19 protein-coding genes are annotated in these 20,326 nt (G+C 43.7%); 13 read left to right on the forward strand and 6 right to left on the reverse strand.

Annotated elements, in window-relative coordinates:
* Nucleotides 1-7: 7 nt before the first annotated feature.
* From J7384_RS14780 to J7384_RS14795, 4 genes are all read left to right on the forward strand, one after another.
* Nucleotides 8-892: a LysR family transcriptional regulator gene (locus J7384_RS14780; protein WP_247741808.1), complete on the forward strand. Its 885-nt coding sequence runs from the start codon at nt 8-10 to the stop codon at nt 890-892.
* A gap of 81 nt (nt 893-973) precedes the next feature.
* Nucleotides 974-1,384 carry a hypothetical protein gene (locus J7384_RS14785; protein ID WP_209115263.1) on the forward strand — a complete coding sequence of 137 codons (411 nt, stop codon included), beginning with the start codon at nt 974-976 and terminating at the stop codon, nt 1,382-1,384.
* Between the two features lie 123 nt (nt 1,385-1,507).
* The gene (locus J7384_RS14790) at nt 1,508-3,520 is read left to right on the forward strand and encodes a TonB-dependent receptor (protein ID WP_209115264.1); all 2,013 of its coding nucleotides are present in this window, start codon (nt 1,508-1,510) and stop codon (nt 3,518-3,520) included.
* An 82-nt stretch (nt 3,521-3,602) separates the two neighbouring features.
* Nucleotides 3,603-4,037, forward strand: coding sequence for a GNAT family N-acetyltransferase (locus J7384_RS14795; RefSeq protein ID WP_209115265.1), 435 nt, complete (start codon nt 3,603-3,605; stop codon nt 4,035-4,037).
* A 3-nt stretch (nt 4,038-4,040) separates the two neighbouring features.
* Here the strand turns inward: J7384_RS14795 and J7384_RS14800 are convergent, their stop codons facing one another.
* Nucleotides 4,041-5,012 carry a LysR family transcriptional regulator gene (locus J7384_RS14800; protein ID WP_209115267.1) on the reverse strand — a complete coding sequence of 324 codons (972 nt, stop codon included), beginning with the start codon at nt 5,010-5,012 and terminating at the stop codon, nt 4,041-4,043.
* 133 nt (nt 5,013-5,145) lie between these two features.
* Between J7384_RS14800 and J7384_RS14805 the strand changes: the two genes are divergently transcribed.
* From J7384_RS14805 to J7384_RS14815, 3 genes are read left to right on the forward strand one after another with little or no spacing between them, the layout of a single operon-like run.
* Nucleotides 5,146-5,913, forward strand: coding sequence for an MBL fold metallo-hydrolase (locus J7384_RS14805; RefSeq protein WP_209115269.1), 768 nt, complete (start codon nt 5,146-5,148; stop codon nt 5,911-5,913).
* A gap of 2 nt (nt 5,914-5,915) precedes the next feature.
* Nucleotides 5,916-6,215, forward strand: a complete 300-nt coding sequence (locus J7384_RS14810) for a hypothetical protein (protein WP_209115270.1) — start codon at nt 5,916-5,918, stop codon at nt 6,213-6,215.
* A 58-nt stretch (nt 6,216-6,273) separates the two neighbouring features.
* Nucleotides 6,274-6,627: a DoxX family protein gene (locus J7384_RS14815; protein ID WP_209115271.1), complete on the forward strand. Its 354-nt coding sequence runs from the start codon at nt 6,274-6,276 to the stop codon at nt 6,625-6,627.
* Nucleotides 6,628-6,657: 30 nt separating this feature from the next.
* Here the strand turns inward: J7384_RS14815 and J7384_RS14820 are convergent, their stop codons facing one another.
* Nucleotides 6,658-7,626: a LysR family transcriptional regulator gene (locus J7384_RS14820; protein ID WP_209115272.1), complete on the reverse strand. Its 969-nt coding sequence runs from the start codon at nt 7,624-7,626 to the stop codon at nt 6,658-6,660.
* A 133-nt stretch (nt 7,627-7,759) separates the two neighbouring features.
* On the opposite strand from J7384_RS14820, the gene J7384_RS14825 reads away from it, so the two are divergent.
* The 5 genes from J7384_RS14825 to J7384_RS14840 are packed head-to-tail and all read left to right on the forward strand — an operon-like array spanning nt 7,760 to nt 14,160.
* Nucleotides 7,760-8,959: an efflux RND transporter periplasmic adaptor subunit gene (locus J7384_RS14825; protein WP_209115273.1), complete on the forward strand. Its 1,200-nt coding sequence runs from the start codon at nt 7,760-7,762 to the stop codon at nt 8,957-8,959.
* A gap of 9 nt (nt 8,960-8,968) precedes the next feature.
* On the forward strand, nt 8,969-12,124 hold the full coding sequence (locus J7384_RS14830; RefSeq protein ID WP_209115275.1) for a multidrug efflux RND transporter permease subunit: 3,156 nt from the start codon (nt 8,969-8,971) through the stop codon (nt 12,122-12,124).
* Entirely contained in the window at nt 12,117-13,193 is a 1,077-nt protein-coding gene (locus J7384_RS14835; RefSeq protein ID WP_209115277.1) for a zinc-binding dehydrogenase, read from the forward strand. Before J7384_RS14830 ends, J7384_RS14835 begins: the two co-directional genes overlap by 8 nt.
* Nucleotides 13,168-13,296, forward strand: a complete 129-nt coding sequence (locus tag J7384_RS19625; protein WP_280636396.1) for a hypothetical protein — start codon at nt 13,168-13,170, stop codon at nt 13,294-13,296. Before J7384_RS14835 ends, J7384_RS19625 begins: the two co-directional genes overlap by 26 nt.
* A 39-nt stretch (nt 13,297-13,335) precedes the next feature.
* Nucleotides 13,336-14,160, forward strand: a complete 825-nt coding sequence (locus J7384_RS14840) for a M90 family metallopeptidase (RefSeq protein WP_209115279.1) — start codon at nt 13,336-13,338, stop codon at nt 14,158-14,160.
* 294 nt (nt 14,161-14,454) lie between these two features.
* Here J7384_RS14840 and J7384_RS19720 read toward each other — a convergent pair whose 3' ends face one another.
* Nucleotides 14,455-15,408, reverse strand: coding sequence for a zinc-binding alcohol dehydrogenase family protein (locus J7384_RS19720; protein ID WP_209115281.1), 954 nt, complete (start codon nt 15,406-15,408; stop codon nt 14,455-14,457).
* Between the two features lie 53 nt (nt 15,409-15,461).
* On the opposite strand from J7384_RS19720, the gene J7384_RS14850 reads away from it, so the two are divergent.
* Nucleotides 15,462-16,367, forward strand: a complete 906-nt coding sequence (locus tag J7384_RS14850) for a LysR family transcriptional regulator (protein WP_209115282.1) — start codon at nt 15,462-15,464, stop codon at nt 16,365-16,367.
* On the opposite strand, the gene gltS is transcribed toward J7384_RS14850, so the two are convergent.
* From gltS to J7384_RS14865, 3 genes are all read right to left on the reverse strand, one after another.
* Nucleotides 16,364-17,563, reverse strand: a complete 1,200-nt coding sequence (gene gltS / locus J7384_RS14855) for a sodium/glutamate symporter (RefSeq protein ID WP_209115283.1) — start codon at nt 17,561-17,563, stop codon at nt 16,364-16,366. The genes J7384_RS14850 and gltS overlap by 4 nt on opposite strands.
* Before the next feature lie 49 nt (nt 17,564-17,612).
* The gene (locus J7384_RS14860; protein ID WP_209115284.1) at nt 17,613-18,770 is read right to left on the reverse strand and encodes a porin; all 1,158 of its coding nucleotides are present in this window, start codon (nt 18,768-18,770) and stop codon (nt 17,613-17,615) included.
* Nucleotides 18,771-19,025: 255 nt separating this feature from the next.
* The gene (locus tag J7384_RS14865) at nt 19,026-20,324 is read right to left on the reverse strand and encodes a tetratricopeptide repeat protein (RefSeq protein WP_209115285.1); all 1,299 of its coding nucleotides are present in this window, start codon (nt 20,322-20,324) and stop codon (nt 19,026-19,028) included.
* Nucleotides 20,325-20,326 lie beyond the last annotated feature (2 nt).

Below are 20,326 nucleotides of genomic sequence, written 5' to 3' on the forward strand. Positions count from 1 at the left end.
ATGAAGCTTGATTAAATCTAAGACACAAGAGCTTGAATACTTTATTGCCGTCGTCGACAGTGGCAGTTTTAGCGCGGCTGCCACCATACTTGATCAACAAGTGGCAAAGATTTCTCGTGCCATTGCTCGACTAGAAAAAGAGCTTGATATCACGCTGTTTAATCGAACCACTAGACGTGTTGAACTCACCGAAGAAGGACATGTCTTTTTCAACTACGCCAAGCGAGCTATCCAGGTACTGACCGAGGGCGAAGAAACCCTAAACAACCTCAAAGGGGAGCCACGTGGTAAGCTGAGAATTGATGCCGCAAGTCCGTTTTTATACCACCAAATTATTCCTCATATTCAAGCTTTTACTAAGCAGTACCCCGACATTAATATCGAGTTGATTTCAAACGAAAGTATTGTCGACTTAATTGAAAAGAAAACCGATGTTGCTATCCGTATTGGTAAACTCAGCGATTCAAACTTATATGCGAAAAGGCTTGGCAACAGTAAGCTGCGGATGGTGGCTAGCCCTGATTATTTGGCGCAACACTCAGCTCCTAAAAATAGTGCAGAACTAAGTGAACACAACCTAATTGGTTTTGTCGCCAACGCTAAACTCAATAATTGGCATCTGCGTGACGCGACGAACATTAAACCGAGTATTTTCGCCAGTAATGGTGAGTCTATTCGGCAATTGGTGCTTGCTGGCAATGGCATTGCGGCCTTGTCGAATTTTATGGTCAGTGAGGATATTGCCAATGGCCGTTTAGTTGAACTGCTACCGGGCGGTATTGTGTCGCCAAACCCAAGAGAAGAAATCCACGCGGTTTACTACCGAAACTCGGCAGTATCGTCGCGAATATCAGTCTTTCTCTCGTTTTTTGCCAAGCGAATGTCATTGTAATGTTTACCGCTAGCGACGCGAGTAATAGCTTCTGCCAATATTATTCGCTAAAATGGCCAGCGATTTTTCCGAGAGATTAAAATGCCGACTCTTATTTTCAAAGCATTGGCTTCAAAAACGCTTATTTTGCTAACAGTATTGTTTGCCTTTGTTGGCCAAGCTTTTGCTGCGCTTAATACTATGCCGTGCGAAACAGGTATTGATAGTCACTCATTTAGTGAGTCTGAGCAGCATATCGCGGATTTAACACATATCGCTGTTGATGCTGATATCGCTGAGTACAATGAAGCAAGCGAAGACTGCTGCGACACAGATTGCTGTCAGTTAGGCTGTTTATGCTTAGCCAGTGGCTGTGCAAACCTTGCTTATATCAGTTTTGATATTGATGATATTCAAATGCTGTTTGATGAAAGTTCCACGCTTGGCTATCAGTTCCAGCAGATATACGCCCTAACATCTTCCTTGTATCGGCCCCCGATTTTTACCTCCTAGTGGCTTTATTCAGCCGCTACCTGCTATTGCGATTTAGCGCCATCTATTTATTCATTTATTTGGCTAGCTCCACAGTCAGCTAGGTCTGACTTTGGTTAAGCCATAAGCGTTGTTGAGGTAAAAATGCTTAAAGATTTTGTCAGTGCCAGCGGCACACGTTTGTTATTCCCTTTGCTTATCTGTACTGGCGGCAATGTGTACGCAAGTGAAAATGACCATGGTCATCACGAACATGAGCACGACAGCCAAGCTATTGAAAAAATTCAGGTTAAAGCGTCGCGTTTAGGGCGTATTGTCACCGAATCGGCAACTCGAACCGAAATTATTAACGGCGAAGAAATTCAAGAAAAAGCGTTAATGCGACCCGGTAATATTTCAATGTTAGTAGCGGAAACGGGCGGAGTTAGGGTACAAACCACTTCGCCAGCGCTTGGCAGTGCCAATGTTCGTTTGCAAGGCTTATATGGCCGTTATACTCAGTTGCTCAGCGATGGTTTACCGCTTTATGGTGGTCAAACCGCGTCGATTGGCTTACTGCAAATCCCACCAACGGATCTGGCCAACGTAGAAATTATTAAAGGGTCGGCGTCATCGCTTTATGGCAGTTCTGCATTAGGTGGTGTCATCAACCTTATCTCACGAACACCGTCACACCGAACCGAAGGCGAAGTGTTATTAAATGCAACCTCGCGTAATGGCCAAGACATTACGTCGTACTTTGCTACACCATTATCAGAACAAACCAGTGGCTCGGTCACTGCGGGTATTCATCATCAAAAAGCGCAAGATCTCGACGACGATGGCTGGATCGATATCGCCGGCTATGAGCGTGCTACTGTTCGTCCTCGATTTTATTGGCAAGGTGACGACGGTGAAAGCCTATACGTCACCGTTGGCGCGATGAAAGAGCAACGCGATAGCGGAACTTTAGATAATGCAGCTATTTTTAGGGCGACCACGCCTGATGGTAACCCATACCAACTAAAGCAAGATACCTTAAGACTCGACACTGGCTTTGTTTACGACCAACCGCTGGGTGAAGTTCTTAACCTCAATGTTCGCGGCTCTGCGATGAATCAAGATCACGACCATCAATACGGCAGTGTTTTGGAGTTTGATGATCACAGTAGCTACCTAATTGAATCAAGTGTATCGGGTTATAGTGATAACAGTGCTTGGCTGTTTGGCAGTGCCTTACAATCGGATAAATTCGATTCAGAAACTTTCCCCGAGTTTAATTATTCTTACCAAGTACCGGGAGTATTTTCGCAGTTTGATCTCGATGCCAGCGATACTGTGTCGCTGTCGGTAAGTGCTCGTGTTGATTGGCACAGCGAATATGGCAAGCAATTTAGCCCGCGGGTATCTGTATTATATCAGCCCGACAATTGGACGATTCGAGGTGCTTACGGTCAAGGTTTTTACGCGCCAACGCCGTTTATTGAAGACATTGACGAACCCGGACTGTCACGGCTTGCTCCGCTAGAAAACCTCGAAGAAGAACGCGCTTCAACCGCGTCTGTTGATGTCAGTTACACCATTGCCAACCTCGAAACTAGCGTGACTTTTTTTGCTTCTGATGTTGAAAATGTCACCGAATTAGAAGTTATTAATGAGGCTGAGCGCACTAACAACCGACAAGTGCGTATCGTTAACGCCCAAGGTGATAGCGAAATAAGAGGTACGGAACTATTGCTGCGCTATCGCTGGCGCGACATTAAATTTACTGGTAGCTACTTGTATACCGACAGCAGCGAGCAAAGTGATACTAATGTTGGCACGGTGCCTATTACCTTAACCCCGAAACACTCGGCGGGCCTAGTCGTGATGTGGGAAGAACACGGTAGCCACTTACTCGGGTTTGAGGCTTATTACACAGGGACTCAACGATTAGAAAATAACCCTTATCGCGACTACAGTGATGCTTATTGGCATTTAGGTATACTCGGCCAAATAACTGTTGGTAGCATTAGCTACTTTTTAAATGCTGAAAACTTGCTTAATGTTCGGCAAACCCGCGAAGATCCGCTGCTATTGCCAGAGCAAGCGCCGAGCGGCCGCTGGACCACCGATATTTGGTCACGCAACGACGGTTTCACGGTTAACGCAGGAATTCGCATCACATTTGGCGATTAGTTTTTGTGAAAGATGTTGGCTTAATGGCTCTGGCAAATATCCATTAAGCCCACGCCAAAAAAAGTAGGAAATTGAAACATTGGTGAAGATAGACGTTGGCTCAATAGATGATGTTGTTAGCTTGAATGCTCAAATCCCTGAATTTAATCAAAACAAGCTATTGAAAGAGAAAATAACGGAACGAGTGCGCGATAAACAACACCTCGTTTTAGTTGCCCGTCTCGATGGGCTGCTTATCGGCTACAAGGTTGGGTATCAGTACTCTGCTGATACTTTTTATAGCTGGTTAGGTGCTGTTTTGCCCGAATATCGGGGGCGTGGTGTTGCAACTAAACTCAGAGAGTTTCAAGAGTCTTGGGCAAAAAACAATGGCTATCGAGAACTAGAAGTCAAATCAATGAACCAGTTTCCTGCCATGTTAAACCTCTTAATATCAAGTGGTTACCACATCTATGGATATCAAGAAGGCTGTATTAAGGGCGCAGGTAAAATTCTGTTTAGTAAAAAACTTGTTTAGTGCTCACTCAACTTGATGATTGTTTTTAAAAGGCTGAAAACTTTGTTGTTCAATAAATTCTAAAAAGCAACGAACTTTCTGAGATTGCTTACTTTCCTTAGCGTAGTGCATGTAAATATTTGGAATGTTGCACCAGTGATCTCGTAAAATAGGCACTAATGAGCCGTTTTCAAACTGCTCATCTAATACAAAGTCTATCATCATACCAATGCCAAAATCTTGCCTAACCATATCAACTAAAGCGGTCATGTCATTAACAACCATCGCAGTATTGGTATCAATATTTACTATTTCACTGCTGTTAGTAGGCTGCTTGTGTAAACGCAATGGCGCGAGTTTTTTACTGGTCGGCATTCTCAGTTTGACCATGGCATGACTTGAAAGTTGACTGATTGAGGTTGGCAAACCTTGGAGTTCAATATAGCGTTGTGAAGCAAATAAAGCAGCTTTAAATATGTGGCTATTTCCCTGTTTACTCGGGTGAAAAGGTTTCGTAATCATACTTTCTTCAACTCGTTCTCCGTATCTAAAGCCAATATCAAACTGTTGCTCAACGTGCTGGTCAAGCGTATCTGATAAGGTTATGTCCAATTGAATAGCAGGGTAGGTGCGCTGAAAATTTACCAGCAGATCTTTGACAAACCAATGATATATAGTAGTTGCTATGTTTAGTGACAAGGTCCCACACGGGCTATTATTGAGGTCATAGACAACCTCAACGGATTTAGCCAACTCGTCAATAGCAAAGTGTGTAGAACAATATAGTTGGTTGCCGATATCGGTTAGTTTTATCGCCCGTGTCGTGCGGGTGAATAATGTTTGTCCAAGCTGCTGTTCCAGTGTTTTTAGTGATGAGCTAACAGATGCTGAACTAATGCCCAAGTGCTTAGATGCTTTACTGATATTACCTGCTTCAACAATGGCCTTAAAAGTGATTAATTGATTGTAGGTAACGCCGTTAACGAACTCTCGCATAAATTAATTGTTAAGTTAAACCTAATAATGATTAAGGATTATGCCCACTATTTATTTGGTTATTCAAAATTTATAATCATTATTACTAGATATAGCGACAGTTGGCAGCGTAAGTAGAGGTATAGCAAACGGTATGGCGAAAGTTCCATTTACAATTACACGTATAAATAACGCGAGTATTTTGATTGGTATTGGTGAACATTTTATTTTTACCGATCCCTATTTTATTGATGTTCCTTTTATTGGTGTTTTGGAGCCTGCGGCAATAGCAGTTAAAGATTTACCGCCATTAACGGCTATTTTAGGCTGCCATGACGTTGTCGACCATTGGCAAATGGATGGATTAGTTGATTATCCCCATAACAAAGATGATGTTCGATTATTTGTTGCCATGGAGTCTCAAGCAGAAAGTGCTAGAGAAGCTGGTTTTAAACAGGTTGAAGTGCTGTCGTGGGGGCACAAACGAGTGTTAGCGGGCGGCTTAATTATAGAGTCAGTTCAAGCGCAAAAAATGTTGAAGTGGACTGTTAATAATTATGTTGTGCGTTTACAAGATACGGCGATATTTTTTGGCAGTGAAGCACGAGACCTACCACCACTTGTTGAGTACAAGAAACAACATGGTGCTGTTGATATTGCTATTTTACCGGTTAATGGCGTTCATCTAATGACTTTTTATCAGTTGGTGATGACAGCTGATGAGGCGGTTGAGGGAACTAAATTACTCGGTGATAAAACCTTGTTTGCAATTCACGACGCACATAAAAGCTGGCCACTACTATTGCCAGTGAAGAGTTCAGGCAGAGATGCAGAAAAAGCTTCGAAACGCTATCAGGATATAAACGTAGTCAGAATACCGACAGGTCAGCTCTGGCAGTTTTCTGACGGTTTAGGTGAATAGTGATGACGGCTCTCGAAATTAACAGTTTATATCAAAGAGCGCAAAAGACGCAGCAACGACGACTAGTGATAAGGTCAATTATTGCTCTGGCCTTATTTACCGCTGCTGTGCTTAACTACTTTGACTCGACTTTATCACATAGCGTTCATTTAATTATCTATGTCGCGATAGCACTATTTTTTTGTATTTCCTACAGTACAGGGCATCGGACAGGAGCCGTAAAAGATTTGAAAAAAATCGCTGACTATTACATCCAGCATGATTCTCGCTTAGCGGCTATTAATAAAAATACTGAAGTTTAATAGTTTAGGTGATTACCTAAGTACTTTTTTAGCTTTCTTAACGATAGAACAATGACTTATGACATCATCTAAGACACTTTTTTTCGCCAAATTACTATTGTCACTAATATTACTAGGTGCAGGTGCCGCAAAACTTATGGTGATGCCTGATGTTCACCTTAGCTTTGCGGTATTGGGGCTTCCATCTTGGTCTGGTTACTTGATTGGGTTTATCGAAGTTATTACGAGCATTGGTCTATTTATTCGCGTAGCCACCAATCTATCTGCTTTCACCTCGGGCTTCATTTTAGTTGGAGCTTTCTATTACCACGCTGTTCACACGCCAATTATTGAAGCGGCCACTGCGATTCTCGCACTAATGCTTTGTTTTTACATACTCTTTAAAAACAACTTTTCTCAATCTATCAGGTAAAAGCTCTAAATCGCCTTAATGTGGGAGCATTTAATACTGCCACTGCTCACGTGTTGGGTTACCGTACATTTCGGCAAAGCCGGGAATATTTTGCTCCCAGTAGGGCACAGGATTGCCAACATACTCTTTAACCGCTTCAAAAAACAGTCGAGTTCTCAGGGGCAAATCGCGGTGTGGATAAACCGCGTATATTGCGGCAAAGTCGCGCAGTTTCATTTGTTTCATAAATGGCACCAGCTGTCCTGATTTTACTTCATTGTGAATTTGAAATGCTGGCGCTAAGTAATAACAGTTACCTGCGAGCGCGCTGAGTTTCATGATCTCAACTTCATTGGCTGCGAAGCGGCAATTCATCGGCATGCGAGCTGGCTGATTATTGTCGTCAACATAATCAATATAGTCTGCTCTAAATTTTTCACCGGCGTAGCATGTTGCCGGTAACTCAGCTAACTCTTCTACAGTTTGAGGCTCGCCGTAGCGCGCTAAAAAGTTTGGTGATGCCAACAGCACTAGGCGGTTTCTGGCAAGGTAGCGGGCAACCAGCGAAGAGTCCTTTAACTCACCGACTCGAAAAGCCAAATCGTAGCCGTCGCCAACAATGTCTAGTACCCGGTCGCCAACATAAAGCTCTATTTCAACGTCGGGGAAACGTTGCTGAAAGTCGTTGATTACTGGTTGCAGTATTTGCTGCGCAAGCGGGTAGCTACAAGTAACGCGCAGCCGACCTTTAGGCTCTAAGTGATAGTTTTCTGCAAGCCGCGAGGTATCGTCGAGCAAACTTTTTAGTTCTCGGGCTTTTCTCAAAACTTCATTACCGGCACCTGTGATTGAAAACGAGCGCGTGGTTCTATTGAGCAATCGAACGCCGAGTTCTTGTTCAAGTTTGGCTATTTGTTTCGATACGACTGAGCGATCTATTTGGCGGTGCTCAGCAACTTTGGCGAAAGAACCTCGCTCAGTAACGTCTAAAAACAATAATATTCGGCTTGATGTATCCATTAATCTTCACTTTGTTTTGCTTTCAATTAATTTTATTGGTGCTAAATGGGCAACACTGTGTGTGATTATAGGTGATTTATTGGCAATAGTTTAGTCCTTAGAATAGCGCCCAACTTTTGGGAGAGTTTTTAATATGAACAAGAAAATCGCTACTTTGGCATTGGTTTCTACACTGGCATTGTTAGGTTGTAACACTGAGCCAGCCGAAACTGTCAGCCAGCCAAGTACAGCACCTATTGACGTAGCACACGTTGCGTACCGCGAAGTACAGTCATGGCATACCTATACAACACGATTAGAATCGCCTGAACGAGTCGTGTTAATGCCACGAGTTTCTGGCGTTGTTGATCAAATTACTTTTGTTGAAGGGCAAAAGGTTAGTCAGGGGCAAGTACTGTTTAAAATTGACCCGAGACCTTTTCAAGCGCAAGTAAACCGCTTGCAAGCGCAAATACTAAGTGCCGAAGCCGCACTCGAAGAGGCCGAGCGCAGAGAAAAGCGCGCGCAAAACTTGGGTAAAACCAGTGCTATTGCCGTTGAACAAATTGACTCGCGCTCATCGCAAACTAAACAGCGCCGTGCAGAGTTATTAGCACTACGCGCAGAATTAGATGCGGCGCAACTCGATTTGGGTTTCACTGAAGTAAAATCGCCTATTACTGGTGTTATTTCTCGGGCTGAAATCACTAAGGGTAATAATGTCACCGCTAACCAAAGTGTGTTGACTAATATTATTGCCGACCACCAAATGTATGCTTACTTTAATATTGATGAGCGCACTTGGAATACCGAGTTTCAAACGCTTAGTGCCGATCAACCACTACCTGTTTTACTGGCGTTAACCGGAGATAAAAACAGCCGATTCACCGGAGTTATTGATTTTGTCGACAATGCCGTTAACCCGTCAACTGGCACCATTCGGGTGCGCGCTAATTTTGAAGAGAACGACGGTCAGTTGCGCGCTGGCTCATTTGCTCGGCTAACACTAGCGTCGTCAGGCAAACACAAAGAGGTTCTAGTACCTGATCGCGCCATTGGCACCGATTTAAAAAACCGCTATGTCTTAGTGATGACGGAAAACAACACGCTTGATTACCGTTTGGTTGAAGTAGGTGAGCGCTATGGGCACTACCGTGCAATTGTTAGTGGCTTAACACCGAATGATGTTATTGCCGTCAACGGCCCTGGCAAAGCTTGGCCTGGCATGGCGATTACCCCAAGAGAAGTATCACTAGATTTGTCTGAAGTTGCCCTTACTCTCAAGCAGAAAGTAGAGCAAAACAGCGAACGTGACGATAGCCGTCAGCCATTGCTTGCTGCCCGTTTTCACTAGGAGAAAACCATGAATTTTTCTCACTTTTTTATTCAACGACCGATATTTGCCGCCATGCTATCGCTGGTGGTGTTGATTGGGGGATCAATTTCTCTGTTTCAATTGCCGGTCAGTGAATATCCAGAAGTTGTGCCGCCAACAGTGGTGGTTACTGCTAACTACCCGGGCGCTAACCCGAAAGTTATTGCTGAAACTGTATCTACGCCGCTAGAGCAAGAGATAAACGGAACTGAAAACATGCTTTACATGTTTTCGCAAGCAACCAGTGATGGCCGCATGACGTTAACCGTTACCTTTGCCTTGGGGACAGATTTAGACAAAGCACAAGTGCAAGTGCAAAACCGAGTTAATAGCGCTTTACCGCGTTTGCCTCAAACCGTGCAAAGGCTAGGGGTAGTTGCAGAAAAAGCATCACCTGACTTAACCATGGTTGTTCACATTTACTCGCCAGATGAGTCACGTGAGATTAGCTATTTGTCTAACTACACTAGCTTAAACATCAAAGATCAAATCGCCCGTTTAAATGGTGTTGGTGATGTTCAATTGTTTGGCGGCGGCGAATACTCGATGCGAGTGTGGTTAAACCCTGAAGAAATTGCCGCTCGCAGCATGACGGCAATGGATATAGTTGGCGCTATCCGCGCCCAGAACCGCCAAGTAGCAGCGGGCTCTTTGGGGGCACAACCAACAGCTTTAGACAATGAATTTCAAATATTATTGAATGTTAAAGGCCGTTTAAATTCTATTGAAGAGTTTGAAAACATTATTATTAAGGTTGGTGATGATGGCTCACTGACTCGTTTAAAAGACGTTGCTCGCTTAGAGTTGGGACAAAATACATACGCGCTTAGAGCATTGCTAAGTGGTAAACCAGCCGTTGCTATGCCTATATTTCAGCGACCGGGTTCGAACGCCATAGAGCTATCTGATCAAGTACGTTTAACCATGGAAAAACTTTCGGCAGCATTTCCTAAGGGCCTTGCCTACGATATTGCCTATGACCCAACGGTGTTTGTTCGCGGTTCAATTGACGCGGTTGTTGAAACCCTACTCGAAGCCATTGTCTTGGTGGTTATTGTGGTCATTTTGTTTTTGCAAACGTGGCGAGCATCAATTATTCCATTGATTGCGGTGCCGGTATCACTTATTGGTACTTTTGCCGTTATGCAGTGGCTTGGCATTTCAATTAACACTTTGTCGCTATTTGGCTTAGTGTTGGCAATTGGTATTGTCGTTGACGACGCCATCGTAGTGGTCGAAAACGTTGAACGCAATATCCACGAGGGTCTATCGCCACTTGAAGCAACCCGTAAGGCGATGACAGAAGTTACCGGCCCAATTATTGCCATTGCGTTGGTGTTGTGTGCGGTATTTATTCCAACGGCATTTATTACTGGTTTATCGGGACAGTTTTACAAGCAGTTCGCGCTGACGATTACCATTTCAACCTTGATTTCAGCGTTTAACTCACTGACTTTGTCACCAGCATTATCGGCTTTGCTGTTAAAAGGTCACGAAAGCAAGCCCGATTTGTTGACACGTGCGCTTGACAAAGCTCTTGGCAAGATAGTATTTCAGCCATTTAACCGATTATTTGAAAAAAGCGAACGCGGTTATGAAGCGATTGTAAAAAAACTGATTCGATTTTCATTGTTAGTGTCGGTGCTGTACCTCGCTTTAATAGCAGGCACGGTTAACTTGTTTAACAGCGTTCCCGGCGGTTTTATTCCTCAGCAAGACAAACAGTACTTAGTGGCAATTGCTCAGTTACCCGATGCGTCAAGCTTAAATCGAACTGAAGCCGTGGTTCGCGAAATGGAGCAGTTGGCTTTAGCGACGGAAGGTGTTGCGAAAACAGTTTCATTCCCGGGTTTATCAGTGAATGGTTTTACCAACAGCCCCAACAGCGGCATTGTTTTTGTTACCTTAGAAGGCTTTGAAGCGCGCAATCAACCGCACTTGTCAGCCAATGCCATTGTCGCTGAGCTCAACAATAAATTTTCAGTTATTGATGAAACATTCGTTGCCATTTTCCCACCGCCGCCAATTCAAGGCTTAGGATCAACGGGTGGTTTTAAACTGCAAATTGAAGATCGCGCAAACTTGGGCTTTAATGCCTTGTTCGACACCTTATCGAAAGTGATTAATGAAGGTGAAAAACAGCCTGAATTAACCGGTTTGTATTCAACCTTTCGCATTCAAGTACCACAAATGGATATTGTTGTTGATCGCGAGCAAGCATTGGTACTGGGCATTGAATTAACTGAAGTTTTTGACGCACTACAAGTGTACCTAGGTTCGCTTTATGTTAACGATTTCAACTTATTTGGCCGTACTTATCAGGTAAACGCGCAAGCAGATGCCAGTTATCGCGCTGATCCAAAACAGGTATTAGGACTAAAAGTAAGAAATGCCCGAGGCCAAATGGTGCCGTTAGGCGCGGTTGTTGATGTTACCGCGACCACAGGCCCCGATCGCGTTATGCATTACAACGGTTACCCAAGTGCTGAATTGAACGGGAGTCCGGCACCGGGCTATAGCTCTGACCAAGCACAACGAGCGATTGAGCGAGTATTAGCTGACGACTTACCCGCAGGGATGGAGTATGAGTGGACCGAAGTGACTTACCAGCAAATTTTAGCCGGTAATACCATGGTTTATATTTTCCCATTGGTGGTGCTCTTGGTGTTTATCGTGCTAGCGGCGCAATATGAGAGCTTGCGTTTGCCTTTAGCGATTATTTTAATTGTACCTATGACGATTTTCTCAGCATTACTCGGTGTTTGGTTACTCAGTGGTGACAATAATATTTTCACTCAAATCGCGTTAATTGTGCTGGTGGCATTAGCCTGTAAGAATGCCATTTTAATGGTTGAATTTGCCAAAGAAATTCAAGATGGAGGTCAATCGCCACTGGTGTCAATCGTGCAGGCTTGTCGTTTGCGTTTACGACCTATTTTAATGACCTCGATTGCGTTTACCGCGGGTGTTGTGCCATTGGTGTTAGCAACTGGTGCAGGCGCAGAAATGCGACAAGCAATGGGCGTGGCGGTATTTTCAGGTATGATTGGTGTCACGGTATTTGGCTTGTTGTTTACGCCAGTGTTTTACATGCTGATGGCCAGTAAAAAGTCAGTGACCTTGCAGGGGGAGCAACATGGATAACCTTGCGAAAGTGTTAACTCAAGATATTGAGAGTTCAACTCATTCAGCTAATTCAACCATGTCAGCATTGGCTTTAGCCAGTGCTGGCGACAGCTTCAAACTTGCCCAAGTGACATTGCCTACGCCGCAGTTAGCTGCTGGTCAGGTACTGATTAAGGTTGAGTATGCCGGTTTGAATCCCGTTGATACTAAACTTGCCAAGGTTGGACACCAAAGCTGGCAGTATCCGCACGTACCAGCGTTAGATGGTGTTGGCATTGTTGTTGAAAGCGAACAAAAGCACTGCCCACTGCTAGGTAAAAGGGTACTTTGGCACAGTGATTTAACCAAGCAAGGGGCGCTTGCACAATATATTGCAATGGACGCCCATGCGCTGGCAATTGTACCTGAGCAGATACCGCCAGCTGACGCTGTGACTATCCCTTGCGCCGGTATGACAGCAATGTTGGCGCTGTGCAAACTATCGCTAGAAGCAGGCCAAACCATTTTAATTGAAGCTGGTGCTGGTGCAGTCGGCCAATTTGCCATTCAGTTAGCTAAAGCGAAGGGTTTAACTGTGTTGGCGACAGCGTCAAAACGCAATCACAAATTGCTAAAAGGCCTCGGGGCTGATGACGTTTTTGATTATCGCGAGCCAGACTTACCCGAGCGGATTAATAAAGCCCTTGGCTATCAGCCTTTAGATGCTGTGCTTGACTCTGTTGGCGGTGAGTCAACCGCGCGCAACATAAGTTTGCTCAAGTTCAACGGCAAAATTGCATGTTTGAACCCGTTGCCAATCATTGATCAAGGTCTACTTTTTGCCAAAGCACCTGCCATTAACATGATTTCGCTTGGTGGTGCTTGGCTGGCCAATGATTTATGCGCTCAACAAAAATTGAGTATGATGGCGAATCACTTGCTGGAATTGATTGCAGATAAAGCCTTGCGCACGCCTGAGGTTACTTTGATGCCATTTAATCCAAAGTGTTTAACGGCGGCAATGCACAATCAGCTCAAATCTGGTTTGTTGGGTAAACAAGTGGCTAGAGTGAGTAGCGGTTATGGCCACGAAAAACGCGTCAGTTAATCAAAGCCTGCAATTTGGTGAATTTTGCGTATCTCAGCACTGGCAGCAATTTAGTGTTGTTGCCAGTGTTTTGCTTGATTTTTCAGCGAAGGTAGCCATGTAGTTATTAGGTGTTTAATAACAGTTTAAGGTTGATTAGTTAATGCTTGCTTATCTTTTACCAATTGCTATTGGTATGACGTTAATCACTTACTTACTGGCAAAACCTTATTGGCGTGCTCGTCAACGGGCGTTGATTAAACGCAAACCATTTAAAAAGTCATGGCGACAAATTTTACAGCGACGAATGCCGTATTTTCGTCAAATGCCGGCTGATTTACAGCTTCAGTTAAAGCAGCATATACAAGTGTTTTTAACTGAAAAGCAATTTGTTGGCTGCAATGGTGTGGTGATTAACGATGAAATTCGCGTAACCATTGCGGCACAAGCGTGTTTGCTATTGCTCAATCGCGATACCGATTACTACCCCAAGCTACAAACGATTTTGGTTTACCCAAGCGCATTTATTAAGTCTCAGCAAAAACAAAACGCCGATGGTGTTAATTATGCTGAAAAAGTAACTTTGGCTGGAGAGTCATGGGAGTTTGGTAAAGTCATTTTGTCTTGGCAAGATACTGTCGTTGGCGCAGATATTCCCGATGATGGTCACAATGTAGTGATTCACGAGTTTGCTCATCAGCTCGACCAAGAAAACGGCGCTGCTAATGGTGCTCCCATATTAGTTAACGGCCAAAGCTACCAAGAGTGGTCAAGCGTTTTTAACGAGCAATTTCAGCACTTGCGAGCGCAAGCGCAAAGAGGTGAACCGTCGTTATTTGATTACTATGGTGCTACTGAGCCTGCTGAATTTTTTGCCGTAGCCAGTGAAGTCTTTTTTGAAAAGGCGTCGTCTTTTTATCAGCAGTACCCCAAGCTCTATCAACAGCTGAAACAGTTTTACCAAGTTGATCCCGTTCACTGGCATTAACAACAATAGGAATTTCAAATGTTTTATAAAAGTTTATTACTAGCGCTTTTTTTGACGAGCGTATCAAGTTCGGTTGATGCGCAACCAGCAAACACACTTAACTTGAATAGTCTAAGTTCGGGCTATCAAGAGCAAGCCCGCACACAGTTGAGTGAAAATGATGTTAAAGCGTTTATTTACTAGTGGTTCGCAGCGCTAGACCATCAGCGAGAGGCTGGGTATTACATAAATCGATTAACACCTTCTATTGCCATGATTTACCCAGATTTCGACATTAAGTCTCATGCAGATTTTTTAACTTGGTATAAAAATGTCACCGATAATATTATATGGAACTCTCAAGAACTCGATGAAATATTGGTGACCTTTGCCTTGTGCCAATAATTCATAGACTGATGCAAGTGATTCTTTTACCAAATCAAAATTGCTAAAGTAGGTGGCGTAGATCTCTGAGTAGGTAATAGTTGGTGACTTACCGAAGTGGTTGAGCACTTGCGCTTGTGTGTTAGTGTCGCCAGCCCCCGCCAAAAAGCCAAAAATTACGATATGACCGAGAGTAGCTAATACTTCGATATCTTGTTTGATGGTGTCATCGGCAACAGGATTAAAAATATAATTCACACCTTTGCCATTAGTGACCTGTTTTACTTGCTCAGTCCAGTCTTTGGTGGAATTAAAAGCATAATCAGCACCAAGTTTAAGTGCTTGCTCAACTTTTTCATCTTTGCGATCTAGTGCGATCACTTTAATGGCAGCGGCTTTCGCGAGCTGGATTAACGCAGTGCCAACGCCGCCGGTTGAGGCGTAAATCAAGGCAAACTTGCCTTGTTCGGCGCGGGCAACATTGTGCAACATGTGATAAGCCGTGAAGTAGGTCACGGGCATAGCTCCCGCTTCTAAAAGGTTGGCATCGTCATCTAGGTGAATTAATTTATCGGCTTCTACCACTGTGTAGTCGGCATACATGGCTGCGCCAATTGGCCCAAGGTAAGTAACTTTATCGCCGTCCTTGAACTCGGAGCCATTTGCATCGGCAATAATACCGCTGCCCTCAACACCAGAAACATGTGGTAACGCTGGCATCATGCCCGGTGGCATATTGCCTTGACGAATAATGGTATCAATGAAGTTTACAGGCGCTGCGGCAACTTTTACTAAGACTTGTCCCGGTTGCAGGCTTGGCTTGTCTCTTTCTTGATATTGTAGCGTTTCACTACCACCAGTTTGTTCTATAACGATTGCTTTCACGGTTTGCTCCTGTCGGGTTAATTATTGAGTGTTAACTAAATCGAGTAAAGTTGATGAAGCGAATATTGGATGATCTCAATATTTTTTGTGCCGTGGTTGAAACAGGAAGTTTGAAACGTGCTTCTGAGCGCTTGTCAGTGCCGCATAGTACGGTTAGCCGCCGTATTGAGGCGCTAGAGCAGAGCTTGGGTTTGACACTGCTACACAGAACAACCCGCGAAGTAAAAGTGTCAACGCGAGGGCTTGAGCTTTATCAAGACTGCTCACCAATGCTTGAAAGTATTGCTAGTGCGGTAAATATGGCAATTGACGCGGAAGTAAGCTTCAAAGGCAAGCTCAATGTCTCGATGCCAGTGCGGGCTGGTTTGGACTTTTTAGGTCCTTGGTTAATTGACTTTGCGGCACAGCATTCAGAACTCGTGCTTGATGTTTCTCTGTCGAATACCAATAAAGATTTGATCAAAGACGAAATAGACTTAGCATTTCGAGTTGGGCCACTACCCGATTCGTCAGCAATAGCATTGCATTTATGGGATATACCTTACGTTGTCTGTGCTCATCGCGACTATGTTAATCGGCACAAATTGCTCGATAAAGCACTCAGTGTTCCTGAACTTGAACAACTGCCCAGTGTGATAGCAAAACCTGCCTCTAGCTGGGCATTAGTTGATACTAGCCAAAAGCAAATGACGGCAAACCCCAACAAAGCACTCGTGGTTGATGATTTGGCGCTAGCCCAGCACGCGGTAAATTCGGGACAATATATGGCGATGTTGCCCCAAGTAATGTTTGATTCAACCACTATGGTTGAGATACCTCTACAGGACTTAACACCGCGAACCAGAGTGATGTACGCCTACTATTTGGGGCGCAGACACGCTCAAAGTCAAATCAAGCATTTGATTCGTTACATCAAACAGCGTTACCTGGCTTTAGCAACAGTAAATACTCGGGGTTAACCAACCCAAGACAACAGCATTTTAATAATCACCGCATTGGAAATGTCGATAAAAAACGCGCCAACTAGGGGCACAACAATAAAAGCTGTTGGTGCCGCGCCGAATTTCTTTGTTACTGCTGTCATATTGGCAATGGCAGTCGGTGTTGCCCCTAAAGCTAGGCCAGCGTAGCCCGCAGACATAGTGGCGGCGTCGTAGGTTTTACCCATAGCGCGAAACACGACAAAAACGGTAAACAGGGTCACTATCACCAGTTGAGCCAACAAAATCAGTAGAATTGGCCCTGCTAAATCAATGAGTGTCCAAAGTTGTAATGACATTAAAGACATTGCTAAAAACAAGCCTAACGACATTTCAGAAATTAGGCGCAAGCTCGCCTCACTGCGTTGCCAGCGAATATTTTTAAACAGCGTAGGCATAGCGTTGGTGACAATAATACCGGCAAATAAACAAGTAACAAAGGCAGGTAATTTCACGCCCAAATAACTAAATAGGTAATTGAGATGAACCCCTATACCAATGCAAGCACCAATAATAAAAATACTTCTGAACATGTTTTGAGGGGTTATTTCAGAAATAGTTTCTTCTTGGTAGCTAATCGCTAGTTTTGGCGTATCGACGTGATTAGGCGTTAAATCATGACGCTTGATCAGCCACTCGGCAATTGGCCCGCCAACAACACCACCTAGCACCAAGCCAAAAGTAGCACACGCTAAACCAACGGTCATGGCATTAGCCAGTTGATAATCTTCGATAAAGGTTGGTGCCCACGCAATGGCTGTACCATGGCCGCCACTCAATGATACTGAACCACCCACTAGACCTAGTGGTGCTGGCATACCTGTGAGTACCGCAACGGTTATACCAGTGAGGTTTTGCACAAACAAATAGACTACAGCTAATACCAGTAGTATTGCCAGTGGTTTACCCCCTTGTTTTAGCGAGTTAAAACTCGCGCTCAAGCCGATGGTTGTGAAAAATACTAGTAGTAACTCATCGCGGATATCGAGCTGAAATTGCAGTGACAGGCCATTACTAAAGTAGATAAGACTAAACAATAGCGATGCTAAAACGCCACCAGTTACTGGTTCTGGAATATTGTAATTGCGTAAAAAAGCGATTTTGTTATTGATTTTTCGACCAATAAATAGCACCAAAAGTGCCATTAAGATGGTTTGTCGACCATCGAGTTCCATGTTATTTCCTCAGTAAAATGTTTAACTTTTTGTGGGGTAAAATTGTTGGTTAAAACTCAAAGCTCAAACCAAGGCTCAAGGTATTATCGGGTTGCGCAACCGCCTGAGTGGCGCTAGCAGCAAAAGCTAAGCTTGAACTTTCAAACTTGTATTCGCTGTACAGTTTAAAATCTTCAGCCCATTGATAGGCGACGCCCAGGACAGTATATTTAAGCTCATAGTCTTGGCCGAGCTGTTCGCCGTATTCTTGATCGTCTTCTTGCAAGTGGTTATAGCCCAAATAAATCGAGTAGCGATTGGTGAAGGTATAACGAAGATAAGCTTCGAGGCCCTTGGCGTCGATTAAATGACCAAGGTTGTCAATCTCATGGGCTTGGCTTTGCGAATAAACAAGAGCGGCGTAGAGGCCCAAATCGAATTGGCCGTAGTAACCGCCCAAGGCCCATATTTTATCGTCAATAGTAATGTTTTCGCCATTATTGTCGGTAAATTTGTAGTCGGCAAAGTTGATTGCTAAGCCAATTTTGGCCAGCGGATTAATGTTGTAGATCACCGAGGCGCCAATTGAGGTGTCTAATTCACCTTCGCCGGCAATATCTAAATCATTGTCTTCGACGTTAATGACGTCATCAGTTGCTTGAATTTGAGCGCTAACTTCAAACTTATTAAACTGGTTGCGCCACTGTAATACTTGCTCTGCTCGACCAGTACCAGAAACGCCGCCGTCGGTACCAAAGTTAAAGGTACCGCTGGCGCGGCCACTGAAGGTATTCATAACGTCGGTGAATTTAGTGACGTCGTAATAGGTTGACCACTGTTTGCCAACTGAAAATTTACCCCATTTGGGGTGAGATAAGCCGACATAACCAAGGCGTTGCCATATTGATTCGTCTTGATCATCGGCGGCTCGCAATGAGTCACCGCTCAAGGCTAGGCTGCCATCGGTGTCAATAATGTCTAAGCCCCATTCGGCGCCAGCATAAGCTAGCCACTGATTGTCGAGCTTACGAGTAAATTTGATGCCAATGCGCGATAAGCTATCGGTAAGCTCGCTAATGTCATCATTATTAATGTAATCGGCAGTAAATCTGCCATAGAAACGCCCACTGTCTCTTTGGTTTTCAATTAATTCAATGGCACTACTGCTAGCAGCTACCAACGATAGTAATAGCCCTGAGATAGTTGATACATTGATTGCCGCGCGCAAAGTAAAGCTCCTGTGATTGCTTATGTCGAATTGAGATGTTGTAGATTAGCTTTTGGCTAATCAATTGTTAGTGCAGATATTTTACGGGAGGCTGAACGCAAATTAAACAACAAATAGAGTTTTAACTCTATTTGTTGTTCTAGGTCAAAAATATAAACTGACGGGCTATTACTAAGTGTTTATTCGACAAGACTAAAAGGTAGGTTGCGTCGAGTTATCCCCAATGTTCTCAAGACTATTGGGGATATATTTGCATTACAAGCGCCTCATTGCTCTTTTTACATTGCGCTTTAAATCAGCTTCTAGCTCTTTACTGGTGAGCTGATCAAAAAGCTCCTTTGCTTTTAAAGAGTTATCGGCCATCTGGTAAAGACTTGCTAAGCGGTAGTCTGCCCAGTTTTTGTCAGGCAAATTTTCGTTTAATTCTTGTTCGCGATAGTGAGTCAGTGCATTAATACCTTGCTGATAATAGTTATCGGCAAACATCGCGGTGCGGCCAATTTGGTAATAAGCGAGTTGTTGGTAATAACGATTGGTTTGGTGGTATTTACTGACGCTCGCTTGTGAATGTTCAGGACTAACCGGTTGACTTTCATTTTCATTGTTTAGCGTTGCTTGAGTAAAATAGGCTATTGCTTTGTCGTAGTCTTCTTGGGCTTGGTAATGGAAACCCAGTTCAACATTGGCCGATGGTGACAAGGTCTCGAGTGTTGTCAGCTTGGCGATAATTTGTTGCGTTTTTTCTGTATCTGATTGATTTGAGTAAACCTTTAGTTCAGCGAGTAAACCGTCAAGTTGTGAAACTTGAGCTATTTTTTCGGCCATTGCCAAGGCTTTTTTATTTGAGCCACCAACTATGGATGGGGCTTCGAGATAATAAACTACCAGCGCCTGCATCGCTTTCAGATGCTTGCTGTTAAGCTCAACGGCTCGCTCAAAAGCCTTTTGGGTTGCTTTGGCATATCCCGGCTTTTTAAATATTGAACTTCGTTGCAACATTTCAGCATTAGCGACCCCAAGCCAATAATGATAATCAGCACTTTCTACTTGGCCTGTTTTATTATTTTGGACAAGGCTTTGACTCAAGCCTTGTCCAATAGTATGTTCAACGGCTTGTTCGAAGTTAGTTACCGCTTGTTTAAAATTATGCTTTTTTAGCGCAATACGACCGAGGTAAAAGTGGCTTTGTGCTAATGACTGTTTATTTTCAATGTTACTTTTGAACACTTGGCTGGCTTGTTGATATTGTTTTTGGTCGAACAGAGCAATACCGTTTTGTGCTGCCAAGCTATTTAGCGAGAACAACGGCAGAGCGGTAAACGCCAACATTGCCGATAACGAAACAGCACAGGTCATTAGTTTGCCACGTTTTTTAACGGTTGAATTGTGATTGGTCGCTTGTTTCATGCTTGTGCCTTTTACTGTTGTTGTTTGGAAAATCGCTTTTATTGTCTTAAGTTTGTATTTTGAATTTAAACGGTTTTCTGTATTTAAGTTACGTTCAATAATTAAGTTACACGCTTTATTTAGCTTATCTCGTTTATGTGTAAGCATTG

The organism is Endozoicomonas sp. G2_1, from assembly GCF_017744155.1.
In the GTDB taxonomy this organism is placed as follows: domain Bacteria; phylum Pseudomonadota; class Gammaproteobacteria; order Enterobacterales; family Alteromonadaceae; genus JAGHQT01.